Below are 18653 nucleotides of genomic sequence, written 5' to 3' on the forward strand. Positions count from 1 at the left end.
GTGAACAAGGAGGCAGGGTGTCCGTCGGTCGGGACGAGCTGGCGACCTGCCTCGCCGTGCTGGCCCGCCTCGACGAGCCCGACCTCGACGAACGGGCCCGTCAGGCGCTCGAACGCGCCGTCGGAGCCGCCGCCCGGGGCGTGAAGAAGCGGGCCAAGGCCCGGCGGGAGGCCGCCACCCGGGCGGCCGACCGCGCGGTCCTCGCCACGGCCACCCGGTTCCACACCGAGATCCCGGACCCGACCCCACCCCCGGCCGAACCCGGCTCCGACAGCCACAGTGTCGGCACCCTCCGGCGGGACCGCCACTGCTACGTCTGCAAGGTCGCCTACCGCCGGGTCGACGCCGACTACCACCTGATGTGTCCGGACTGCGCCGGGGAGAACCGGGCCCGCCGGCACGCCCGGTGCGACCTCGGCGGGCGCACCGCTCTGGTCACCGGCGGCCGGGTGAAAATCGGCTTCCACACCGCGCTGAAGCTCCTCCGCGACGGCGCGCGAGTCATCGTCACCACCCGTTTCCCGCGCGATGCCGCCCGCCGGTACGCGGCCGTGCCGGACTCCGCCGACTGGGCCGACCGGCTCTACGTGCACGGCCTCGACCTGCTCGACCTGCCCGCCACCCTGGGTCTCGTGTCGCTGGTCGGCCGGCGCTTCACCGGGCTGGACATCCTGGTCAACAACGCCGCCCAGACGCTCTGGCGACCTCCGGCCTACCACCGGGAGGTACGGGAGGCGGAGTCGACGCCCCTCGTCGGGACGGCCGCCCGGATCGCCGTGGGCGCCGCTCCCGCCCGGCCCGACCCGGCCGGGCTGCCGGCACTGCTGGATGCCTACTTCCCAGCCGGGCGGGTGGACGAGACCGGACAGCCGCTCGACCTGCGGGAGGCCAACTCCTGGGTGCTCCGGGACGCGGACATCACCCCGCACGAGTGGTTGCAGGTGCACGTGGTCAACGCCTTCGCGCCGTTCCTGCTCACCTCGCGGCTGCGCCCACTGCTGGAGGCCAGCCCGCACCCGCAGCGCCACGTCGTGCAGGTGTCCGCGATGGAGGGCAGCTACTCGCGGGCCGGCAAGACGGTCCGCCACCCACACACCAACATGGCCAAGGCCTCGCTCAACATGCTGGTCCGCACAGTCGCCGCCGACTACGTGACCAGCGGGATCCACATGAACAGCGTGGACACCGGCTGGGTCACCGACGAACGCCCGCACCCGAGCAAGACCCACCAGCGCGAGCACGGCTTCCGCCCGCCGCTCGACGTGATCGACGGTGCCGCCCGGGTCTACGACCCGGTGGTGCGCGGGGTCAACGGCGCACCGGTGAGCGGCCAGTTCCTCAAGGACTACCGGAGCGTGCCGTGGTGACCGATCCGACGCCGGTGCGCTGCCCGGTCATCGCCGACCCCACCGCCGGCCTGGCCGATCCGGCCGACTTCGACCCGCTGCTGGGCCGCCTGGCCACCCCCGCGCCGGTCGCCGGCACCGAGGTGTTCCCGCGCGGCACGGTCCGCGCCGACGGCCGGCTCGACCTGTGCAAGCAGGGCGTCGGCCCGGCGCAGTCCGCCCGGATCGTGGCCGCGGCGGTCGACTCCCCGCTGGTCCGGCACCTGCTGCTCGGCACCAATGCGCTCGGCGGTGCCGGGGCCCGGGCGGTGGCCGACGCGCTGCGCCCCGGCCACCGGCTGCACACCCTCTATCTGGGCTGCAACCTCATCGACGCCACCGGAGCCGACGCCCTGGCCGAGCGGCTGGCAGCCGACGAACAGGTCCGGGCGCTCTGGCTCAAGCGCAACCCGATCGGTGACGACGGGGTGCGCCGGCTCGCCGACGCACTGCGGGTGAACACGACCCTGCGTACCCTCGATCTGGTCAACGTGGGGATGAGCGCCCGCGGGCTGATCACGCTGGCCGCGGCGCTGGCCGACCGGCCGCTCCCGGTGCAGCGGCTCTTCCTCGGCGGCAACGGCTTCGGCCCGGAGGTGGTGCCCGCACTCGGCACGATGATCCACGCCGCCGGGGTACGCGAGCTCTACCTGGCCGCCAACCACCTCGGCGACGACGGGGCCACCGCGCTGGCCGCGCTCGCCGAGGGGGTGCCGATGACGCTCGGCCTGGGCGGCAACGGCGTCACCCCGGTCGGGGTCGCGGCGCTGGCCCGCCACCTGGCCGGTTGGGAGGCCCTGGACCTGGCCCGGCCGCCGTCGGAGCGGGCCCTCGGGGCCCGGGGCAACGTGGTGGGCGACGCCGGGGCGGAGGCCCTCGCCGACGCTGTGCCGGGTGCCCGGCTGCGCCGGCTCGACGTGCGGCGTACCGAGATCGGCGGGCGCGGGGCACGACGGCTGGTCGCGGCGATCGAGGGGCACCCGACGCTGCGCTACCTCGGCATCAACGGCGGGGTGCCGCGCAAACAGCGCCGTCGGGTCGCCGCGCTGCTCGCCGAGCAGCCCGCACCTTTGCCCCACGAGGACATCCAGGCGATCGCGAGCGTCTACCGGTGAACCAGCCCGTCCTTCCCGAGCTGCCCGTCTGGCAGCGCGTCCGCCGGTACGCCGTACCTCCGACGATGATCGAGGCGGGCGCAGCGGCCCGCGCCGCCGGCGACTGGCGGGCCGGCTGCGCCGCCGGCCGGATCGACGTCGACATCGACCTCGCCGAGGTGCGTCGCACGCACGGCGCGCGGCAGGCCGACCTGATCGAGGCGGACCTGGCGGTGCTCGCCCCGGACCTGCTGCGCTGGCACCTGCCCCGGGCTCTCGGCGGGCGCACCAGCCTCGCCACCGGCCAGCCGTGGCTGCTGTCCACCCGCGCGGGCCGCATCGGCGCCGACGACGCCATCCTGGTGCTGCGGCTGCCGAAGACGGTGGACGGCTCGCAGCGGATGCGGCTGGAGGTGCGCGCCACCGCCGAGACGGAGCCCGGTTGGCCGGACCTGCCGCCGGTGTTCTGGAGCGCCGAGCACGTCGCCGGGCTCCGCGGGGCGTACGGCGGCACGCCGCGGCGGCTGCCCGGCTTCGAGGCCGACGGGTCGGTGCGGCCGTTCGCGGCGTACCCGACGCAGGTCGACCCGGCGGACCCGGCGACCCGGACGGAGGTCTTCGACCGGCTGATCGCGGCGGGCGACCCGGTCGGCGCGTGGGCGGCGGCCGGCGTGGACCTCGACGTAACCCCGCCGGAGGGCCGCCACCACGGCCTCGACAAGGCGCTGACCGGCCCGACGGTCCCGGTGGGGATCGGCCCCGAGCTGGACCGGCTGCACACCCGCTACGACGTCGACCGGGTGGTGCTCCACCACGACTGGCGGCTGGTCGCCGAGGTGCGCCGCGAGCCGCACGCGGTCACGGCCCGGCTCATCGGCTACCGCAGCGGCAGCCGCCACCGCGCCACCCCGCTCGCCGGACCGGTCCACACCCGACCGGTCGACCTGGAGCTGATCCGGCATGGCCTGCTCGACCCGGCCGACCTGCACCCCCTGGTCCGCGCCACGCTCTTCCCCGCCACCCCGGCGGCACCCCTGCGCGACCGGGTCGACCTGCGCCGCGAGGTGCCGGTGCGGTGCCGGGGCGAGTGGCACACCCTGCGACACGGCGAGGGCAAGCTCGACCCGGTGTCCCACCCGCCGGAGGAGGTCCGCCGCGAGCAGCTCCTCGGCGGCCTCGGCGGGCAGGTCGCCGGCTGCCTGGCAGCGGTGGCGGCCTGGCGCGGATCGACGGACCGGCTGCCCCGGCCGTTGCGGCAGCTCCGCCGGGAGGTGCTGCTACGCGTCCAGCACGGCGGCTCCGCCGCGTTGGCCGCGCTGCTGGACGCCGGCCTCGATCCCCGGATGGCCGACGGCCGGGGCGGAACGCTGCTGCACCACGCACGGGCCCTCGACGATTCCGCGCTGGTCGGTCGGCTGGTCGACGCGGGCGTCCCGGTCGAGGCCCGGGATCGCCGGGGGCGTACCGCGCTGCACGTGGCGGTCGGCGACGGGGGCACCCCGGAGCTGGTCGGCGCCCTGCTGGCGGCCGGCGCCGACCCCACCGTCTCCGACGACGAGGGGTACAGCGTCGCCGACCTGGCCGGCTACAAGGCCGAGATGTACGACGAGGACGACGAGGAGCACCGTGGGCCGCGCCAGGTCCGCCAGGTGATCGAGGAGTGGATCAACCGGTGAATTCCGCGCTCGCCGCCGCCGACGCAGTGGTCGCCGTCACCCGGGCCTGGCGCTCCGAACCGGTGCGCGATCCGAAGGCGGAGGCGCTGGCCCTCGCGGTGGCGGCCAACCTGCCGGTGCTGCTCTGGGGCGAGCCGGGGATCGGCAAGTCGGCCACCCTGCAACAGCTCGCCGACGGGCTCGGCACCCCGCTGGAGACGGTGATCGCCAGCGTGCACGAGCCCTCGGACTTCTCCGGGCTGCCGATCGTCGGCGACTCTCCCGCCACCGACGGGGTGCCGATGGCGCCGCCGGACTGGGCGGTCCGGCTGGCCCGGGGCGGCACCGGGCTGCTCTTCTTCGACGAGCTCTCCTCCGCGCCGCCGGCCGTGCAGGCGGCGCTGCTGCGGGTGGTGCTGGAACGCCGGGTCGGCAGCCTGCACCTGCCGGCGGCCGTGCGGATCGTCGCGGCGGCCAACCCGCCGACCAGCGCCGCCGACGGCTGGCACCTCACGCCGCCGCTGGCCAACCGCTTCGTCCACCTGCACTGGACGCACGAGCCGCGCACCGTGGCGCGGGGCCTGGCCGGCACCTGGCCGGCGGTGACGGTGCCGGCGGTCGAGCCGGCCCGGGCCGCCTCGGCGCTGGCCCGGGCGCGCGGCGCCGTCGCCGGGTTCCTCACCGCCCGGCCCGGGTTGGCCCATCACCTGCCCACCGACCCGGAGGCCCGGGGCGGCGCCTGGCCGTCGCCGCGCACCTGGGAGATGGCGCTGCGGCTGCTCACCTTCCACCACTGCTGCGGCACCGGCCGGGAGGCGTTGTCGCTGGCCCTGGTCGGTGCGGTCGGCGACGGCACCGGACTGGAGTTCGTCACCTACCTGGACAACCTCGACCTGCCGGACCCGGAGCGGGTGCTGGCCGACCCCGCCGCCTTCGCGTTGCCTGAGCGGGGCGACCGGCAGCTCGCCTTCCTCACCGCGGTGATCTCGGCCGTGCAGGGGCGGGTCGACCAGCGACGCTGGGAGGCCGCCTGGGTGGTGCTGGAGAAGGCGGTGCAGGCCGGCGTGCCGGACGTGGCCGCGCGGGCGGCGATGGACCTTGCCGCGCTGCGCCAGCAGTCCTGGCCGGTGCCCGCCGCGATCGACGCGTTCGCCGAGGTGCTGCACCTGTCCGGGCGCCTGACCTGATGACCGGCGCGCTGGACCGGACGAAGCTGCTCGCGGCCCGGTTCCGGGCCGCGCAGGACCGGCCCTACCTGGCCTCGGCGCTGTACAGCATCACCGTCGTCGAGTCCCGGGGAGTGCCGACGATGGGGGTCGACCGCCGCTGGCGCTGCTACGTCAACCCGGACTTCGTGGCCGGGCTGCCGGTGCCGCAACTCGCCGCGGTGTGGGTCCACGAGGTCGCCCACCTGCTGCGCGACCACCACAGCCGGGCCGACCGGCTCGCCGCCGACAGGGGCCGCGACCACCACCGGGTCAACGTGGCGCAGGACTGCGAGATCAACGACGACCTGCTCGCCGACCGGCTGCCGCTGCCGCCGGGCCGACTGGAGCCGAAGACCTACGGCATGCCGGCCGGGCTGCTCTTCGAGCGCTACCTGGCCCTGCTACCGCCGGAGGTGGGGGGCGGGCACGACTGCGGCTCGGGCGCGCACGGGGTGGACCGGCCGTGGGAGGTCGGCGACGGCAGCGGCGAGGGGATCGGTGAGGTGGAGGCGGGGGCGATCCGCCGGGACGTCGCCCAGCGGATCCGTTCCGCGTCCCGGTCCCGGGGCAGCGTGCCGGCGGGCTGGCGGCGCTGGGCGGAGGCGGTGCTGGAGCCCACCGTCGACTGGCGTCGGGCCCTCACCGGCGCGGTGCGGGAGGCGGCAGCCTGGGCCAGCGGCGCGGTCGACTACACGTACCAGCGGCCGTCGCGGCGCTCCCAGGCGCTGCGCGGGGTGGTGCTGCCCCGGCTGCGCCAGCCGGTGCCCCGGGTGGCGATCGTGGTGGACACCTCGGGCTCCATGTCCGACGGCCGGCTCTCGGCGGCGCTGGCCGAGGTGAGCGGGGTGCTGCGGGCGGTCGGCATCGGCGGCAACCGGGTCACCGTGCTTTCCTGCGACGCCGCCGTCCACGTGGTACGCGCCGTGCACACCATCGGCGAGGTGCGGCTCGCCGGAGGTGGCGGCACCGACATGCGGGTCGGGGTCGACGAGGCGCTGCGGCACCGGCCGCACATCATCGTCGTGCTCACCGACGGGTACACGCCATGGCCCGCGGCGCCCCCGGAGTCGGCCCGGCTGATCGCGGGGCTGATCGGGGCGGACGCGCCGACGCCGCCCGGGTGGATCGCCACGGTGCGGATCGACGACCCGGCGCAGGCCAGTCGGCACGCTCGTGCTGGTACGTGATCGAGGGGTCATCCTCTTCCTGACCGGCGCACGCCGGAAGAGTGATCAGCGCAGCGCAGACGGTGGCGCCGATGTCCGGGATGGAGTCGCCCGGCAGGTGCCGATGCCGTTACGCAGGGTCAGGCCCGGGTGCGCCGGGACGACCTCGACCCTTGCGGACGAGCGACACGATCCCCCTGGCCACGCCGACAAGGATCACGGCGCCGGGAAGAATGGCCACCAGAGACAGTAGGAAGTTGCCGAACTGCTGGCTCCCGACGGACTCCGTCGACTCGCCACGGGCGACCCCATCGATCACGGTCATACATTGGCTGCTCTCGGGATCGCAGGTGGAGGCATTCAGGTTGAAGGAGATGCCGAACCAGATCAACCCGATACCCACCGCTGCGCCGACCAGCAGACCCGTGACCGTGGCCGCAGCGACGAAGCCCCTGCTCCGACTCCCCACCCGCGCGATCCAACCGATCGAGACGGAGAGGATCACCATCACCGGCACCGTCAACAGCGCGAAGATCCAGTTGCCGGTGCCGGCGGAGACACCTACGGTGATCATTCCCACGGGAATGCTGAGCAGCACACCGAGCAGGGCGGAGTCTTTCCACGACCATGGTTTACGCGGCTTTGCACTGTCCCCGGTCATGCCTGCACCTTATCGAGCCGTCGGGCGCGAGAGGGCTGCGGTTCCGGTCGCGGCCCAGGCACGGGTGACTGGGAGCGGCGTGTGTCCTGGCCCGACCGTGCAGGACCAGCACGGTCTCGCCGGGCCCGGCCTCGCGCTGTCCTGGGCGACACCGCCGCCCAGGACAGCGACAGCAGTCAGCGGATCAGAACTCGTCGTCGAAGCTGACGCTCCCGGTCACGCCCACCTGGTACGCCGAGACGCGCCGTTCGAAGAAGTTCGACAGCTCCTGGACGTCCTGCAACTCCATGAACGCGAACGGGTTGCGGCTGCCGTAGAGCGGATCGATGCCGAGTTGGGCGAGCCGGCGGTCGGCGACGTGCTGAAGGTACTCGCGCATGTCGCCCAGGGACATCCCGCTGACGCCCTGTTCGAGCAGGTCGGCGGCGAACTGCACCTCGCATTCGACGGCCTCGGCCAACATGTCCCTGACCTGCTGGACCATGGTGTCGTCGAAGAGGTCGGGTTCTTCGGCGCGGACGGTGTCGACGACGTCGAAGGCGAACGCCATGTGCATCGACTCGTCGCGGAAGACCCAGTTGGTGCCGGACGCGAGGCCCTGCAACACGCCGCGGGAGCGCAGGAAGTACACGTACGCGAAGGCGCCGTAGAAGAACAGGCCCTCGATACAGGCGGCGAAGCAGATCAAATTGAGCAGGAACATCCTGCGGTCGTCGCGGGTCTTCAACTCGCGTAGTTCGAAGATCGAGTCGATCCACCTGAAGCAGAACTCGGCCTTGCGGGCGATCGACGGGATGTTCTCGACGGCGGCGAAGGCTTCGAAGCGTTCCTGCTCGTCGGGGACGTAGGTGTCGAGCAGGTTCAGGTAGAACTGGACGTGCACGGCTTCTTCGAACAGTTGCCGGGAGAGGTAGAGCCGGCCCTCGGGGGAGTTGATGTGCTGGTAGAGGTTGAGTACCAGGTTGTTGGCGACGATCGTGTCGCCGGTGGCGAAGAACGCGACCAGCCGGGACACCAGGTGCTGCTCGGCCGGGGAGAGCCTGGCCAGGTCGGCGAGGTCGGCGTGCAGGTCGACCTCCTCGACGGTCCAGGTGTTCCTGATGGCGTCCTTGAACCGGTCGAAGAAGTGCGGGTAGCGCATCGGGCGCAGGGTCAGATCCATGCCGGGGTCGAGCAGCAGCTGCCCGGCGGCGTGGGCGTCGTCGGTCGTGCGGGTTGCGGCAATGGTGGTCACTGGCAGGCCTCACAGCTCTCGGGGTTTTCCAGGGAACAGGCCAGGGCCTCCTCGTCCGACACCACCGGCTTGAGGCCGGCGGCCAGCGGCTTCGTGGCGGCGGGGGCGAGGGAGACGGTGGCCTGCTGGATGCGCGTCGCGGGACGCGAGCGCAGGTAGTACGTGGTCTTGAGCCCGGACTTCCAGGCGTAGAGGTACATCGAGGAGAGCTTGCCGATCGTCGGTGCGCTCAGGAACAGGTTCAGCGACTGCGACTGGTCGATGTACGGCGCGCGGGCGGCGGCCAGGTCGATCAGCGCGCGCTGCGGCAGCTCCCAGGCGGTGCGGAACAGCTCCCGGACGTCGGCGGGCAGGTCGGTGATGCCCTGCACGGAGCCCTCGGCGCGTTTGATCTGCTCGCGGATCGGGGCGGTCCAGAGGCCGCGGGCCTTGAGTTCGCGTACCAGGTAGGTGTTGATCTGCAGGAACTCGCCGGACATGGTCTCGCGCTTGAACAGGTTGGAGACCTGCGGCTCGATGCACTCGTAGCAGCCCGCGATCGACGCGATCGTCGCGGTTGGCGCGATCGCCACCAGCAACGAGTTCCGCAGACCGTGTGCGGCGATCCGGTCCCGCACGGTGGCCCACCGGTCGGTCTGGGTGGGTTCGACACCCCACAGGTCGGGGTGCAGCTCCCCGCGGGCCGCGCGGGTCTCGGCGTACGCGGGATGCGTGCCGAATCGCTCGGCCAGCCCGGTGGAGGTCTCCAGCGCGGTCAGGAAGATCTCCTCCTGTACGCGGGTGGACAGCTCCGTAGCCTCGGCGGAGCCGAACGGGAGCCGCAGCGCGAAGAAGGCGTCCTGCAGGCCCATCAGCCCAAGCCCGACCGGCCGCCAGCGGGGGTTCGAGGCGGCGGCCTGCCCGCTGGGGTAGTAGTTGATGTCGATGACCCGGTCCAGGAACACGACCGCGGTACGCACCGTCTCGCGGAGCCTGTCCCAGTCGACGCCGTCCGCGCCCACGTGCGCGCCGAGGTTGATCGAGCCCAGGTTGCAGACCGCGGTCTCGTCGTCGGAGTTGACCTCAAGGATCTCGGTGCACAGGTTCGACAGGTGGATGGTGTTGCCGGGAGCGCCGGTCTGGTTCGACAGCCGGTTCGACGGGTCCTTGAACGTCATCCAGCCGTTGCCGGTCTGGGCCAGGGTGCGCATCATCCGCCCGTACAGGTCGCGGGCCTTGACGGTCTTGACCGCCTTCTTCTCCGCGACCCGGTAGGCGGCCTCGAATTCCTCGCCGAACAGGTCCGGCAGCTCCGGCGCGTCCGACGGGTCGATGAGCGACCAGTCGGCGTCCGCCTCGACCCGGCGCATGAACTCGTCCGGGATCCAGTTGGCGAGATTGAGGTTGTGGGTGCGGCGCGACTCCTCGCCGGTGTTGTCGCGCAGTTCGAGGAACTCCTCGATGTCCGGGTGCCACGGCTCCAGGTAGACGCAGGCCGCGCCCTTGCGTCGACCACCCTGGTTGACTGCTGCGACCCCCGCGTCGAGGGTCTTGAGGAACGGCACGATCCCGTTCGACCGGCCGTTGGTGCCGCGGATCAGGGCACCCCGCCCGCGTACCCGGGACCAGGAGATGCCGATGCCTCCGGAGAACTTCGACAGCCGAGCCACCTGGTGATAGCGCTCGTAGATCGAGTCCAGCTCGTCGCGCGGCGAGTCCACCAGGAAGCACGACGACATCTGGGTGTGCCGGGTGCCGGAGTTGAACAGCGTCGGCGAGCTGGGCAGGTAGGCCAGCGAGGACATGAGCCGGTAGAAGCCGATCGCCTCGCCGGGGGTCTCGGACAGGCCGCAGGCGACCCGCAGCAGCCAGTACTGCGGCGTCTCCACCACCAGCCGCGACTCCGGATGCCGCAGCAGGTAACGGTCCGCGACGGTCCGTAGGCCGAAGTACTCGAACCGCAGATCCCCGTTGGGATCGACGGCGTCGTCGAGCTTGCGGGCGTTGCGGGCCACGAACGCTGCGGTGTCGTCGCCGATCAGTCCCTGGTCCCAGGCGTGTCGAATCGACTGGCTGAAGCTGGCGATGCCCTGCCCCCGGACCTCCTTGTCCACGTACGCGGCCAGCAGCCGCGCCGCGAGCCTCGAATACTGCGGCTCCTCACCGATCAGCTCGGCGGCGGTCTGGATGGACAGCTTGTCCAGTTCGGCGGTGGTGGCACCGTCGTACAGGCCGCTGATCGTCCTGGTCGCGACCCGTAGCGGGTCCACCTCGTCGAGGTCGGCCACCCACCGCTCGACCGCCCTCACGATCTTGTTGACATCGACCGGCTCGGTGTCACCGTTGCGCTTACGGACCCGCATCGCGTGCCGGCGCTGCTCCGGCACCTCCTGATCGGACGCGGCGATCTGCTGCACAGCCGTCATGTCCCCTCCTCACGCCCTCTCCGCGAGATCGGCGGGCGCGCAGGAGACGCCACCGGTCCCCCCGCACGGTGGTGACGCCGTGGGGACCGGCTAACGGCGTCGGCCGTCCCGCGCGGCCTCCGACCACCGCACACCGGACGGTGTGCGGTGCGCTGGCAGGTCTTCGGACTCGCGGGCACGACCGGACATCCCGGTCTCCTACTGGCCGTCGCTTCCCAGCCCCTCTCGGGTCCAGTGCTTCGTGACGGCGGTCGTTCCCACTCACCGCTGCGGGGCAGCCCCGGACTCACACCGGGTTCCCTCTTGCCTCGACCATGGTGGACCAGTGGTCGAACCAGCTACGAGCAACACCATATATGGGCGTCGTGGCAAATGAACAACACTAGATGGTGTGTCGGGCGTGTCGCACACCTCATGTCACGCTCCGCACTCCAGGCGCTATCCTCCGTGCCGGCGACGAGAGTCCCGCCCCCGCCGCCGGAGGCCCACCCGGGATCGCAACTGCGCACGCACCTCGTCGGCCTCGACGCCACCCACCTCGGTGAAGATGGCCAGCGCCAGTCGGAGCTGCTCGGCGCCGCGTCCGACGTCACCGTGCTGACACAGCATCAGGCCGAGCCGGCGCAGCGCCACCGCTTCCCCGTGTCGGAAGTCGGCGCGGCGCATCGCCTCCACGGCGAGCTTGGCGTAGCTGATCGCCGGGCCGATCTGCCCGTCGCCGAGGCACGCGTCGGCCAGGGTGCCCATCATGCTGCCCCGGTTGCGTTCGTTGACCGGCACGCCGGCGACGGCCAGGCCGCGCCGCAGATAGCGCAGCGCGGAGCGGTAGCGGCCGAGCAGGCACTGCACCTCGCCGAGGTTGCCCAGCGCGTTGGCCTCGATCTCGGGGGCGGCGCTGCGCCGGGCGAGGCGTGCCGCCGCCCGGCAGTAGCGGATCGACTCCTCGTAGCGGCCGGCGAGCCGGTACGCCATGCCGATGTTGCCCTTCGTCGCGGCGCAGGAGCGGCTGTCGCCGAGCCGTTGACGCAGCACCAGGCTGCTCTTGAAGCACTCGGCCGACCGGTCGTACTCGCCGGCCATCCCGTGCAGGACACCGAGCTGGTTGAGCGCTCGGGCCTGGCCTTCGTCGTTGCCGGCGGCGTGGCTGATCTCCAGGCTGCGTCGTAGCAGGCGCGTCGCCTCGTCGGTGCGGTGCAGGTGGAAGTAGGCCACGGCCAGGTCGTGCAGCAGCCCCGCCTGCGCCACCCGGTCGCCCAGCCTCTCGGCTGCGGCGATGCCGGCCCGGTCGACGGTGATCCACTCGCCCACGTGGCCGCGCATCTCGAAGAACAGGAAGAGGCTGTCGGCCAGGTCGACGCCCATCCGCGCGGTGGTTGACGAGCCGGCGGCCTGGACGGCGGCGGCCACCAGGTTCGGTCGTTCGGCCGACAGCCAGGCCAGTGCCTCGTCGGCGTCGCCGAAGTGCGCCGGGCCGGTGATCGCCGGTGCCCGGGTGCCCGGGCGCAGCAGGCCCAACGCGTGCCGGGTCCGCTCCAGGTAGTGGGCGAGCATCCGGTGCACGGCCGCGGCCCGGTCCGGTCCCGGCTCGTGGTCGGCGCGTTCGCCGGCGAAGAGCCGGATCAGGTCGTGCATGGCGTACCGGTTCGCCGTGGGCTCGTCGAGCAGGCGCGCGTCGACCAGTTCGTCGAGCGCGTCGAGCGCGTCCGGTAGGTCCACGTCGAGCAGTGCGGCGGCCACCGCGGAGGTGATGTCCGGTCCGTCGACGGCGCCGATGAGCCCGAACAGCCGGGACGCCAGCGGATGTGTCAGGTGCTGGTAGCTGACCAGGAAGCTGGTGCGTACCGCGATGTCGCCCAGGCGTAGCTCGTGCAGCCGGCGGTGCTTGTCCCGCAGGCGTTCGTCGAGCGTCGCCAGGGTCCAGTTCGGTCTGGCTGCCAGGCGCGCCCCGGCGATCCGGATCGCCAGGGGCAGTCCGCCCAGCCGGCGGACGAGCCGGGCCGCGGTGTCGGCCTCGGCGGTGATCCGGGTGTCGCCGGCGAGCCGGCGGAGCAGTTCGACGGCGTCGGCGTCGTCGAGCACGTCGAGTTCCAGGTGGGTGGCACCGTCGACGTCGGTGAGGTTGCGCCGGGAGGTCACCAGGACCGCGCATCCGTCGCCGGCCGGTATCAGGGGCCGTACCTGGGCGGCGTCGTGTGCGTTGTCGAGCACCAGCAGCAGTCGCCGGTCGGCCAGCAGCGAGCGGAGTGTGGCCGAGGCCTCGGCCAGGTCGGTGGGGACCGCCGTCTCGGCGACGCCGAGCACCCGCAGGAAGCGCCCCAGTGCCTCCAGCGGCGGTACCGGGGCCATACGGGACGTGGCGCCGCGAAGGTCCACGTAGAGCTGTCCGTCGGGGAACGAACGGGCGACCTGGTGCGCCGCCTGCACCGCCAACGCCGACTTGCCGACCCCGGCCGCGCCGCTGACGACGCACAGCGGCATGGGACGTCCCGGCCCGGTGGTCAGCGCGTCACGCAGTGTCGCGAGCGCCCGGTCCCGTCCGACGAGCGTCGCGGCGGTGTGCGGCAACTGCCGGGTGGCCGCACCCGCCGGCCCGGACGCAAGGGTGTCGGTCGAAGCCGGTTTGCCGGCCAGCTCGGCGAGGCGACGCAGCACCGGGCCCGGTTCCAGCTTGAGCTCGTCGGCCAGCGCCCGACGGCACCGCCGGTACGCGTCGACGGCCTCACCGCGCCGGCCGAGGTGGTGCAGCGTCATGACCTGCTGTTCGGCGAAGCGTTCGTGCAGCGGATGCCGCACGACGAGCTCGTCGAGCACGGCCAGCATCTCGTGGTGTCGCCCCAGGTCCAGCTCGACGTCGACGTACTCCTCGTACGCCGTCAGCCGCTGCCGGTCCAGCCAGGCGACGCTGGCGCCCAAGCCTCCCAGGCCCGCCACGTCGGCCAGCGGGGCCCCGCGCCACAGGTCGAGCGCGGACCGGTAGAGCGTGGCGGCCCGCTCGGTCAGGCCGGCCCGCACCGCCGCACGGCCGGACTCCAGCAGGGCGTCGAACCGGGACACGTCCAGCTCCGTCGGGCTGACGGTGATGCGGTAGCCGGGCGGGTCCGACGCCAGGCGGTCACCCACCAGTTGCCGCAGGCGCCACACGTGGAGCTGGACGTTCTTCCGCGCGGTGCGTGGCGGCTCGTCGCCCCAGAGCAGGGCGACGATGTCCTCGACCGGGGTGACCCGGTTGGCGTGCAGGAGCAACGCGGCGAGCACCGCCCGTTGCCTGGGCGGCCCGGCCGGGACCGGCCGGTCGTCGGACCAGACCTGCACCGGGCCGAGCAGTCCGAACGCCAGCCGACCACTCATGCTCCCGGAGCATAGCGGTTCGTCTATACCAGAAATAGAACGACGGCTGGGAAGCTGCGCCGCACCTGGTACCGGAAAGGAGATCCTCCGTGTCTGATCGAACTGCCGGGGAGCGGCTGCCGGCGTGGGTGCCGGCGATGTGGGCCGCCGTGCTTCTCGCCGCGCTGCTGGTGCCGGCCGGCCCGGCCCGCGCCTCACACCCCAACCCGTCCTCCACCCGCCACCTGCACAACATGCACTACGCCACGTCGGGATCGTCCGCGGGCGCCAACGACGAGCAGTTCTGCGTGGAATCCACCGACACGTCCAAGGTCAGCCACAGCTCGGCCCGCGCGTTCGTCAAGCAGACACTGACCGAGATGGGAGCCGGGAAGGTCTGGGACGGCCTGGGCGACTGGCGCATCGACCTGTGGGCGACCAACAGCAACTGCAGCTCGTATCCGGCCTCGACCCGCAACACGATCGAGATCGAGGTCAACTACGGCTGGGACTGGAGCGCGCGCTGCGGCGGCTCGGCCGGCTACTACAACTGCGTCGAGCACGCCAACCCGGTGTGGGACGCCGCCCAGGGCCACTACGACAGCCAGTGGGCGTACGTCTACCTGGTCTTCAGCTCGGGCGGTCGCCTCGACAACGTGGGTCGCGGCTTCATCAACCACGAGTTCGGCCACGTCTTCGGGCTCACCGACGACGACGGTAGCTGCAACCCGCCGAGTCTCATGCACAGCACGGTGGTCGGCTACGGCTGCGGCAACTGGACCAACTGGTACCCCAGCCCGTCCGACTTCCAGTCCGTCCTGAACGTCATGGCCTGACGCGTCCCCGGGAAGGCAGCGATGGCACGAACTCCCGTCCGGACCCGGCTGCTGACCACGCTGACGGCCTGCCTGGCGTCAGCGCTGGCAGCCGGAGCAGCCGGAGCAGCCCTGGTGGCGGTGCTCGACCGTGACGTCGGCCACGACCACGACGGCCACCCCCACCTCGACACCACCAACGGGCTGCTCGTCACCAACCGGTCGTCCCTGCGGATGTGCGTCGAGGCCGGCGCGGGCAGCGGCGGCGCCGATCCGCAGGCCGTCCGCGCCGACCTGCTCGCGGGCCTGGACCAGGCCCGGAGGGACCCGAACTGGGCCAGCGCCTACGGCAGGGCCCGCTTCAGCCCGGCGACGGCGCTGGAGTTCGGCTGCCCGGCCCCGCAACTCCCCGACCGGGTCGAACGCACGGCGGTGGCCGGACCCGGCGTCACCGACGACCCGAGCGCGTACCGCGTCTGGATCTACGTCCTCGACGACCCCACCGCCGACCGGATCCTCGGCGTCGGCCGCCCGGCCGACGTCGCGACCGCCGAACTGATGCGCGAAGCGAACAGCACGTGGCCGGTGTCCACGGCCCTGCTGATCCGGCGGAGCCGACTGGCCGACACGACCGCCGTGGCGGGGACCCTTCGCACCGCGCTGGGCCTGGTCGGGTCGGAACAGGGACAAGGCCCGTGAACACACCACCCGGTCGGTGCCCGCGCCGACCGGGTGGCCCCGTCCCCGTCCTCGCCCGATCCCGCCCCCCGGGGCCGATCGGATCAACCTGAAGGAGCGGCACATGCCACCACTGCCCTGCCCTGCCCACCCACCGGACAGGCGCACCCGGCACGGGACAGCCCACCCGGCCGCGCCCGCCGCGCCCGACCCGAACTGGGACTGCTTCGCCAGCGCCGGCACCGACGGCAGCCGGGACAGCATGAAGACACTCGACAACAGCCGGGGGTGGTACGCATGGGCCGGATGACCCGTGGGCTGATCGCGCTGGTGGTCGTACTGGGGATCGGTCCCGCCACGACCGGCGGCCCGGCCGCCGCCGCGGGGCACGACCCGCGCGACGCGCGGATCTCGGTGGTCGGGGCCACCGGGAGCGGTGCCGGTGTGGCCACCCAGGCGACCGCCCGATCGGTACGGTGCGCCGAAGCCGCCCGGGCCGCCGGTTGGACCGGCGAGAACCTGGTCATCTCGGTCGCGGTGGCCCTCGCGGAATCGCAGTGTGTCGCCGGCGCGCAGGGCAACAACGGCCCGACGTCCGGCTGTCCCAACGGCTCGCTGGACCGAGGCGCCTGGCAGATCAACAACTGCTACCACTCGTGGGTCACCGACGCCTGCGCCTACGACGTCTCCTGCAACGCCCGTGCCGCCCACGACATCTGGGGCTGGTCGGGATGGAGCGCGTGGGCGACCTACACCAACGGCTCCTACCGGAACTACCTGACCGAGGCCCGTGACGGCGTGGCGGAGGCCGGCGGCGGGGTCCACGGCACGGTGAACACCGGCGGTGATCCCCTGAACGTCCGCTCCGGACCGGGCACCTCGTACGCCCTGGTCGGCACCGTGGCCCACGGCACCACGGTGCGGATCATCTGCCAGTCCCGGGGCACCCGGGTCTGGAGCGACGTCTACCAATACTGGACCGACATCTGGGACAAGATCAGCGACGGAGGCTTCGTCTCCGACGGCTTCGTCCACACCGGTTCCTCCGGCACCGTCGCACCGGGCTGCTGAACCCGCACCGATCCGCGCCCGGGGAGAACCCGGGCGCGGATCGGCGGCCCGGCCAGCCCACGGCACCTCGGGGTCAGGGCGAGGGCGCCGGGCCGAGGGCGAGCAGCACCGGCCCGGCCGGCCCGTCGACGAGGTCGCCCAGGCTGACCCGGTCGAGGACGGCGAGGAACGCCTCCTGCGCCTGGCGCAGCTCCAGCCGCAGCCGGCAGGCCGCCCGCAGCGGGCAGGCCGGCGCCTCGCAGTCGACCACCTCGCCGTCCCCCTCGAACGCCCGGACCACCTGCCCGACGGTGTACGCCGTAGCCTCCGCGGCGAACGTCACTCCACCGGAGCGCCCCCGGATGGTCACCAGCACCCCGAGGTGCTGCAACCGCTGCACCACCTTGGCGACGTGGTTGCGGGGCAGCGCCAACCGCTCGGCCAGCTCGTCCACCGTCGTCCGCCGGCCCGAGGCTGCGGTGAGCATGGCGATCCGCAGCGCCATGTCGGTGGACCGGTTGAGCTTCACGTTCCGACCCTAGCCCGGGTGTACGCCCCGCACTACGGCCGGCGGAGCGCCGGTGTGACCCTCGCGACCCGCGATCCGGGACCTTCGACCCTAAAGAGGTATCCGCGATACCTGTTTTGGTGGGCACACCCGAAAGGGGCGACCGAGAAGGAGAACATCGTGCTCAACCAGCCTTCAGCAGCGGTGGTATCGGCAACCCTGCCCGCCGTACGGGCGCACGGCGAGGCCATCACGCGCCGGTTCTACCAGCGGATGTTCGACGCGCATCCCGAGCTGCTCGACCTGTTCAACCGGGGCAACCAGGCGAGCGGCGCGCAGCAGGCCGCCCTGGCCGCCGCCGTGGTCGCATACGCCGAGCACCTGACCGGCCGGAGCGCCATGCCCTGGGGGCCGGTCCTGGACCGGATCGCGCACAAGCACGCCTCGCTGGGCATCACCCCGAACCAGTACACCATCGTGGGCCGGCACCTGCTCGCCGCCGTCGGGGAGGTGCTCGGCGACGCGGTCACCCCGCAGGTCGCCGCCGCCTGGGACGAGGTCTACTGGCTGCTGGCCTGCGAGCTGGTCGCCCGGGAGGCCCGGCTCTACGCGGGCGCCGGGCTGGCCGAGGGCGAGTCGGTCTGGCGCCCCTGGCGGGTGACCGCCCGCCGGCAGGAGACCACCGACGTGGTCTCGTTCACCCTGACGCCGGACGACGGGGGAGCGGTGCCCGCCTTCGTCCCCGGTCAGTACACCTCGGTCGCGGTCGACCTCGACGGCGGTCGCGGCCAGCAGATCCGCCAGTACAGCCTCGCCGGCCGCCCCGGCGCCGACCACTGGCGGATCGCCGTCAAGCGGGTACGCGGCGCCGACGGGCTGGTCTCCACCCACCTGCACGAGCACGTGGCGGTCGGTGGCCCGCTGCGACTCAGCCCACCCTTCGGCGAGGTCAGCGCCGTCGCCGGGGACGGGCCGCTGCTGCTGGTCAGCGCCGGCATCGGGCTGACCCCGGCGATGGCCGCGCTGGAGCATCTGGCGGTCGCCACGCCGCGGCGCCCGGTGGTGATGGTGCACGCCGACCGGGCCGGCGCGGCGCACGCCCTGCGCGGTGACCTGCCGCGCCTGCACGCCGCGCTGCCCAACCTGCACACCACGCTGTGGTACGAGGACACCACCGACGCCACGCTGCCCGGCGTCCCCGCCGAGGTGACCGGTGGCCGGGTCGACCCCGAGCTGATCCCGCTCTCCCTCGACGCCCATGTGCACCTGTGCGGGCCGTTGCCGTTCATGAACACCGTCCGGGGTGGCCTGTTGCGCCGGGGCGTACCGGTGGAGCGGATCGCCTACGAGGTGTTCGGGCCCGGCATGCTGCGTGGCGAGCCGAACTGACCCGGGCCCGCCCCGGCGGGCCGCCGACCCGCCGGGGCTGGTCCCACCCGTCCCCCCAACACGGGACTTGCTCGCCTG

Annotated in this window: 15 protein-coding genes and 1 riboswitch; of the genes, 10 read left to right on the forward strand and 5 right to left on the reverse strand. The window is 73.0% G+C overall.

Annotated features, from left to right (window positions below):
• Positions 1-17: 17 nt before the first annotated feature.
• Genes OOK41_RS15385 through OOK41_RS15405 form a run of 5 tightly spaced genes read left to right on the forward strand, consistent with a single transcriptional unit; the run spans position 18 to position 6529 of the window.
• Complete coding sequence (locus OOK41_RS15385; protein ID WP_266265590.1) at positions 18-1367, forward strand: SDR family NAD(P)-dependent oxidoreductase; 1350 nt, start codon at positions 18-20, stop codon at positions 1365-1367.
• Complete coding sequence (locus OOK41_RS15390) at positions 1364-2500, forward strand: gala protein (RefSeq protein WP_266265592.1); 1137 nt, start codon at positions 1364-1366, stop codon at positions 2498-2500. Before OOK41_RS15385 ends, OOK41_RS15390 begins: the two co-directional genes overlap by 4 nt.
• Positions 2497-4155, forward strand: coding sequence for an ankyrin repeat domain-containing protein (locus OOK41_RS15395; protein WP_266265593.1), 1659 nt, complete (start codon positions 2497-2499; stop codon positions 4153-4155). Before OOK41_RS15390 ends, OOK41_RS15395 begins: the two co-directional genes overlap by 4 nt.
• 26 nt (positions 4156-4181) lie before the next feature.
• Positions 4182-5321: an AAA family ATPase gene (locus OOK41_RS15400; RefSeq protein ID WP_266267837.1), complete on the forward strand. Its 1140-nt coding sequence runs from the start codon at positions 4182-4184 to the stop codon at positions 5319-5321.
• On the forward strand, positions 5321-6529 hold the full coding sequence (locus tag OOK41_RS15405; RefSeq protein ID WP_266265594.1) for a VWA-like domain-containing protein: 1209 nt from the start codon (positions 5321-5323) through the stop codon (positions 6527-6529). The genes OOK41_RS15400 and OOK41_RS15405 overlap by 1 nt, the downstream gene beginning before the upstream one ends.
• A gap of 109 nt (positions 6530-6638) precedes the next feature.
• Here OOK41_RS15405 and OOK41_RS15410 read toward each other — a convergent pair whose 3' ends face one another.
• From OOK41_RS15410 to OOK41_RS15425, 4 genes are all read right to left on the reverse strand, one after another.
• Positions 6639-7169, reverse strand: a complete 531-nt coding sequence (locus OOK41_RS15410; RefSeq protein ID WP_128763643.1) for a hypothetical protein — start codon at positions 7167-7169, stop codon at positions 6639-6641.
• A gap of 184 nt (positions 7170-7353) precedes the next feature.
• On the reverse strand, positions 7354-8331 hold the full coding sequence (locus OOK41_RS15415) for a ribonucleotide-diphosphate reductase subunit beta (RefSeq protein ID WP_243639919.1): 978 nt from the start codon (positions 8329-8331) through the stop codon (positions 7354-7356).
• 68 nt (positions 8332-8399) lie between these two features.
• Positions 8400-10808 (reverse strand): ribonucleoside-diphosphate reductase subunit alpha, encoded by a 2409-nt coding sequence (locus OOK41_RS15420; protein ID WP_266265595.1) that lies wholly within the window; start codon positions 10806-10808, stop codon positions 8400-8402.
• Positions 10809-10944: 136 nt separating this feature from the next.
• Positions 10945-11162, reverse strand: a riboswitch (cobalamin riboswitch).
• 84 nt (positions 11163-11246) lie between these two features.
• Complete coding sequence (locus OOK41_RS15425) at positions 11247-14156, reverse strand: BTAD domain-containing putative transcriptional regulator (RefSeq protein ID WP_266265597.1); 2910 nt, start codon at positions 14154-14156, stop codon at positions 11247-11249.
• Positions 14157-14245: 89 nt separating this feature from the next.
• On the opposite strand from OOK41_RS15425, the gene OOK41_RS15430 reads away from it, so the two are divergent.
• From OOK41_RS15430 to OOK41_RS15445, 4 genes are all read left to right on the forward strand, one after another.
• Entirely contained in the window at positions 14246-14971 is a 726-nt protein-coding gene (locus OOK41_RS15430) for a hypothetical protein (RefSeq protein WP_266265598.1), read from the forward strand.
• Between the two features lie 21 nt (positions 14972-14992).
• Positions 14993-15649, forward strand: a complete 657-nt coding sequence (locus OOK41_RS15435; RefSeq protein ID WP_266265599.1) for a hypothetical protein — start codon at positions 14993-14995, stop codon at positions 15647-15649.
• Between the two features lie 103 nt (positions 15650-15752).
• Positions 15753-15938 carry a hypothetical protein gene (locus tag OOK41_RS15440; protein WP_266265600.1) on the forward strand — a complete coding sequence of 62 codons (186 nt, stop codon included), beginning with the start codon at positions 15753-15755 and terminating at the stop codon, positions 15936-15938.
• Positions 15935-16699: an SH3 domain-containing protein gene (locus OOK41_RS15445; protein WP_266265601.1), complete on the forward strand. Its 765-nt coding sequence runs from the start codon at positions 15935-15937 to the stop codon at positions 16697-16699. The genes OOK41_RS15440 and OOK41_RS15445 overlap by 4 nt, the downstream gene beginning before the upstream one ends.
• A 73-nt stretch (positions 16700-16772) precedes the next feature.
• Here OOK41_RS15445 and OOK41_RS15450 read toward each other — a convergent pair whose 3' ends face one another.
• The gene (locus OOK41_RS15450; protein WP_266265602.1) at positions 16773-17207 is read right to left on the reverse strand and encodes an Rrf2 family transcriptional regulator; all 435 of its coding nucleotides are present in this window, start codon (positions 17205-17207) and stop codon (positions 16773-16775) included.
• Positions 17208-17366: 159 nt separating this feature from the next.
• On the opposite strand from OOK41_RS15450, the gene OOK41_RS15455 reads away from it, so the two are divergent.
• The gene (locus tag OOK41_RS15455) at positions 17367-18575 is read left to right on the forward strand and encodes a globin domain-containing protein (protein ID WP_266265604.1); all 1209 of its coding nucleotides are present in this window, start codon (positions 17367-17369) and stop codon (positions 18573-18575) included.
• Positions 18576-18653 lie beyond the last annotated feature (78 nt).

This window comes from Micromonospora sp. NBC_01655 (genome assembly GCF_026339755.1).
In the GTDB taxonomy this organism is placed as follows: Bacteria; Actinomycetota; Actinomycetes; order Mycobacteriales; family Micromonosporaceae; genus Micromonospora.

What these genes read in the sequence shown, in the direction of transcription:
- OOK41_RS15405 (WP_266265594.1), top strand. Translation starts at nt 5,321, where the DNA reads ATGACCGGCGCGCTGGACCGGACGAAGCTGCTCGCGGCCCGGTTCCGG.
- OOK41_RS15410 (WP_128763643.1), bottom strand. Translation starts at nt 7,169, where the DNA reads ATGACCGGGGACAGTGCAAAGCCGCGTAAACCATGGTCGTGGAAAGAC.
- OOK41_RS15415 (WP_243639919.1), bottom strand. Translation starts at nt 8,331, where the DNA reads ATGGATCTGACCCTGCGCCCGATGCGCTACCCGCACTTCTTCGACCGG.
- OOK41_RS15420 (WP_266265595.1), bottom strand. Translation starts at nt 10,808, where the DNA reads ATGACGGCTGTGCAGCAGATCGCCGCGTCCGATCAGGAGGTGCCGGAG.
- OOK41_RS15425 (WP_266265597.1), bottom strand. Translation starts at nt 14,156, where the DNA reads ATGAGTGGTCGGCTGGCGTTCGGACTGCTCGGCCCGGTGCAGGTCTGG.
- OOK41_RS15435 (WP_266265599.1), top strand. Translation starts at nt 14,993, where the DNA reads ATGGCACGAACTCCCGTCCGGACCCGGCTGCTGACCACGCTGACGGCC.
- OOK41_RS15440 (WP_266265600.1), top strand. Translation starts at nt 15,753, where the DNA reads ATGCCACCACTGCCCTGCCCTGCCCACCCACCGGACAGGCGCACCCGG.
- OOK41_RS15445 (WP_266265601.1), top strand. Translation starts at nt 15,935, where the DNA reads ATGACCCGTGGGCTGATCGCGCTGGTGGTCGTACTGGGGATCGGTCCC.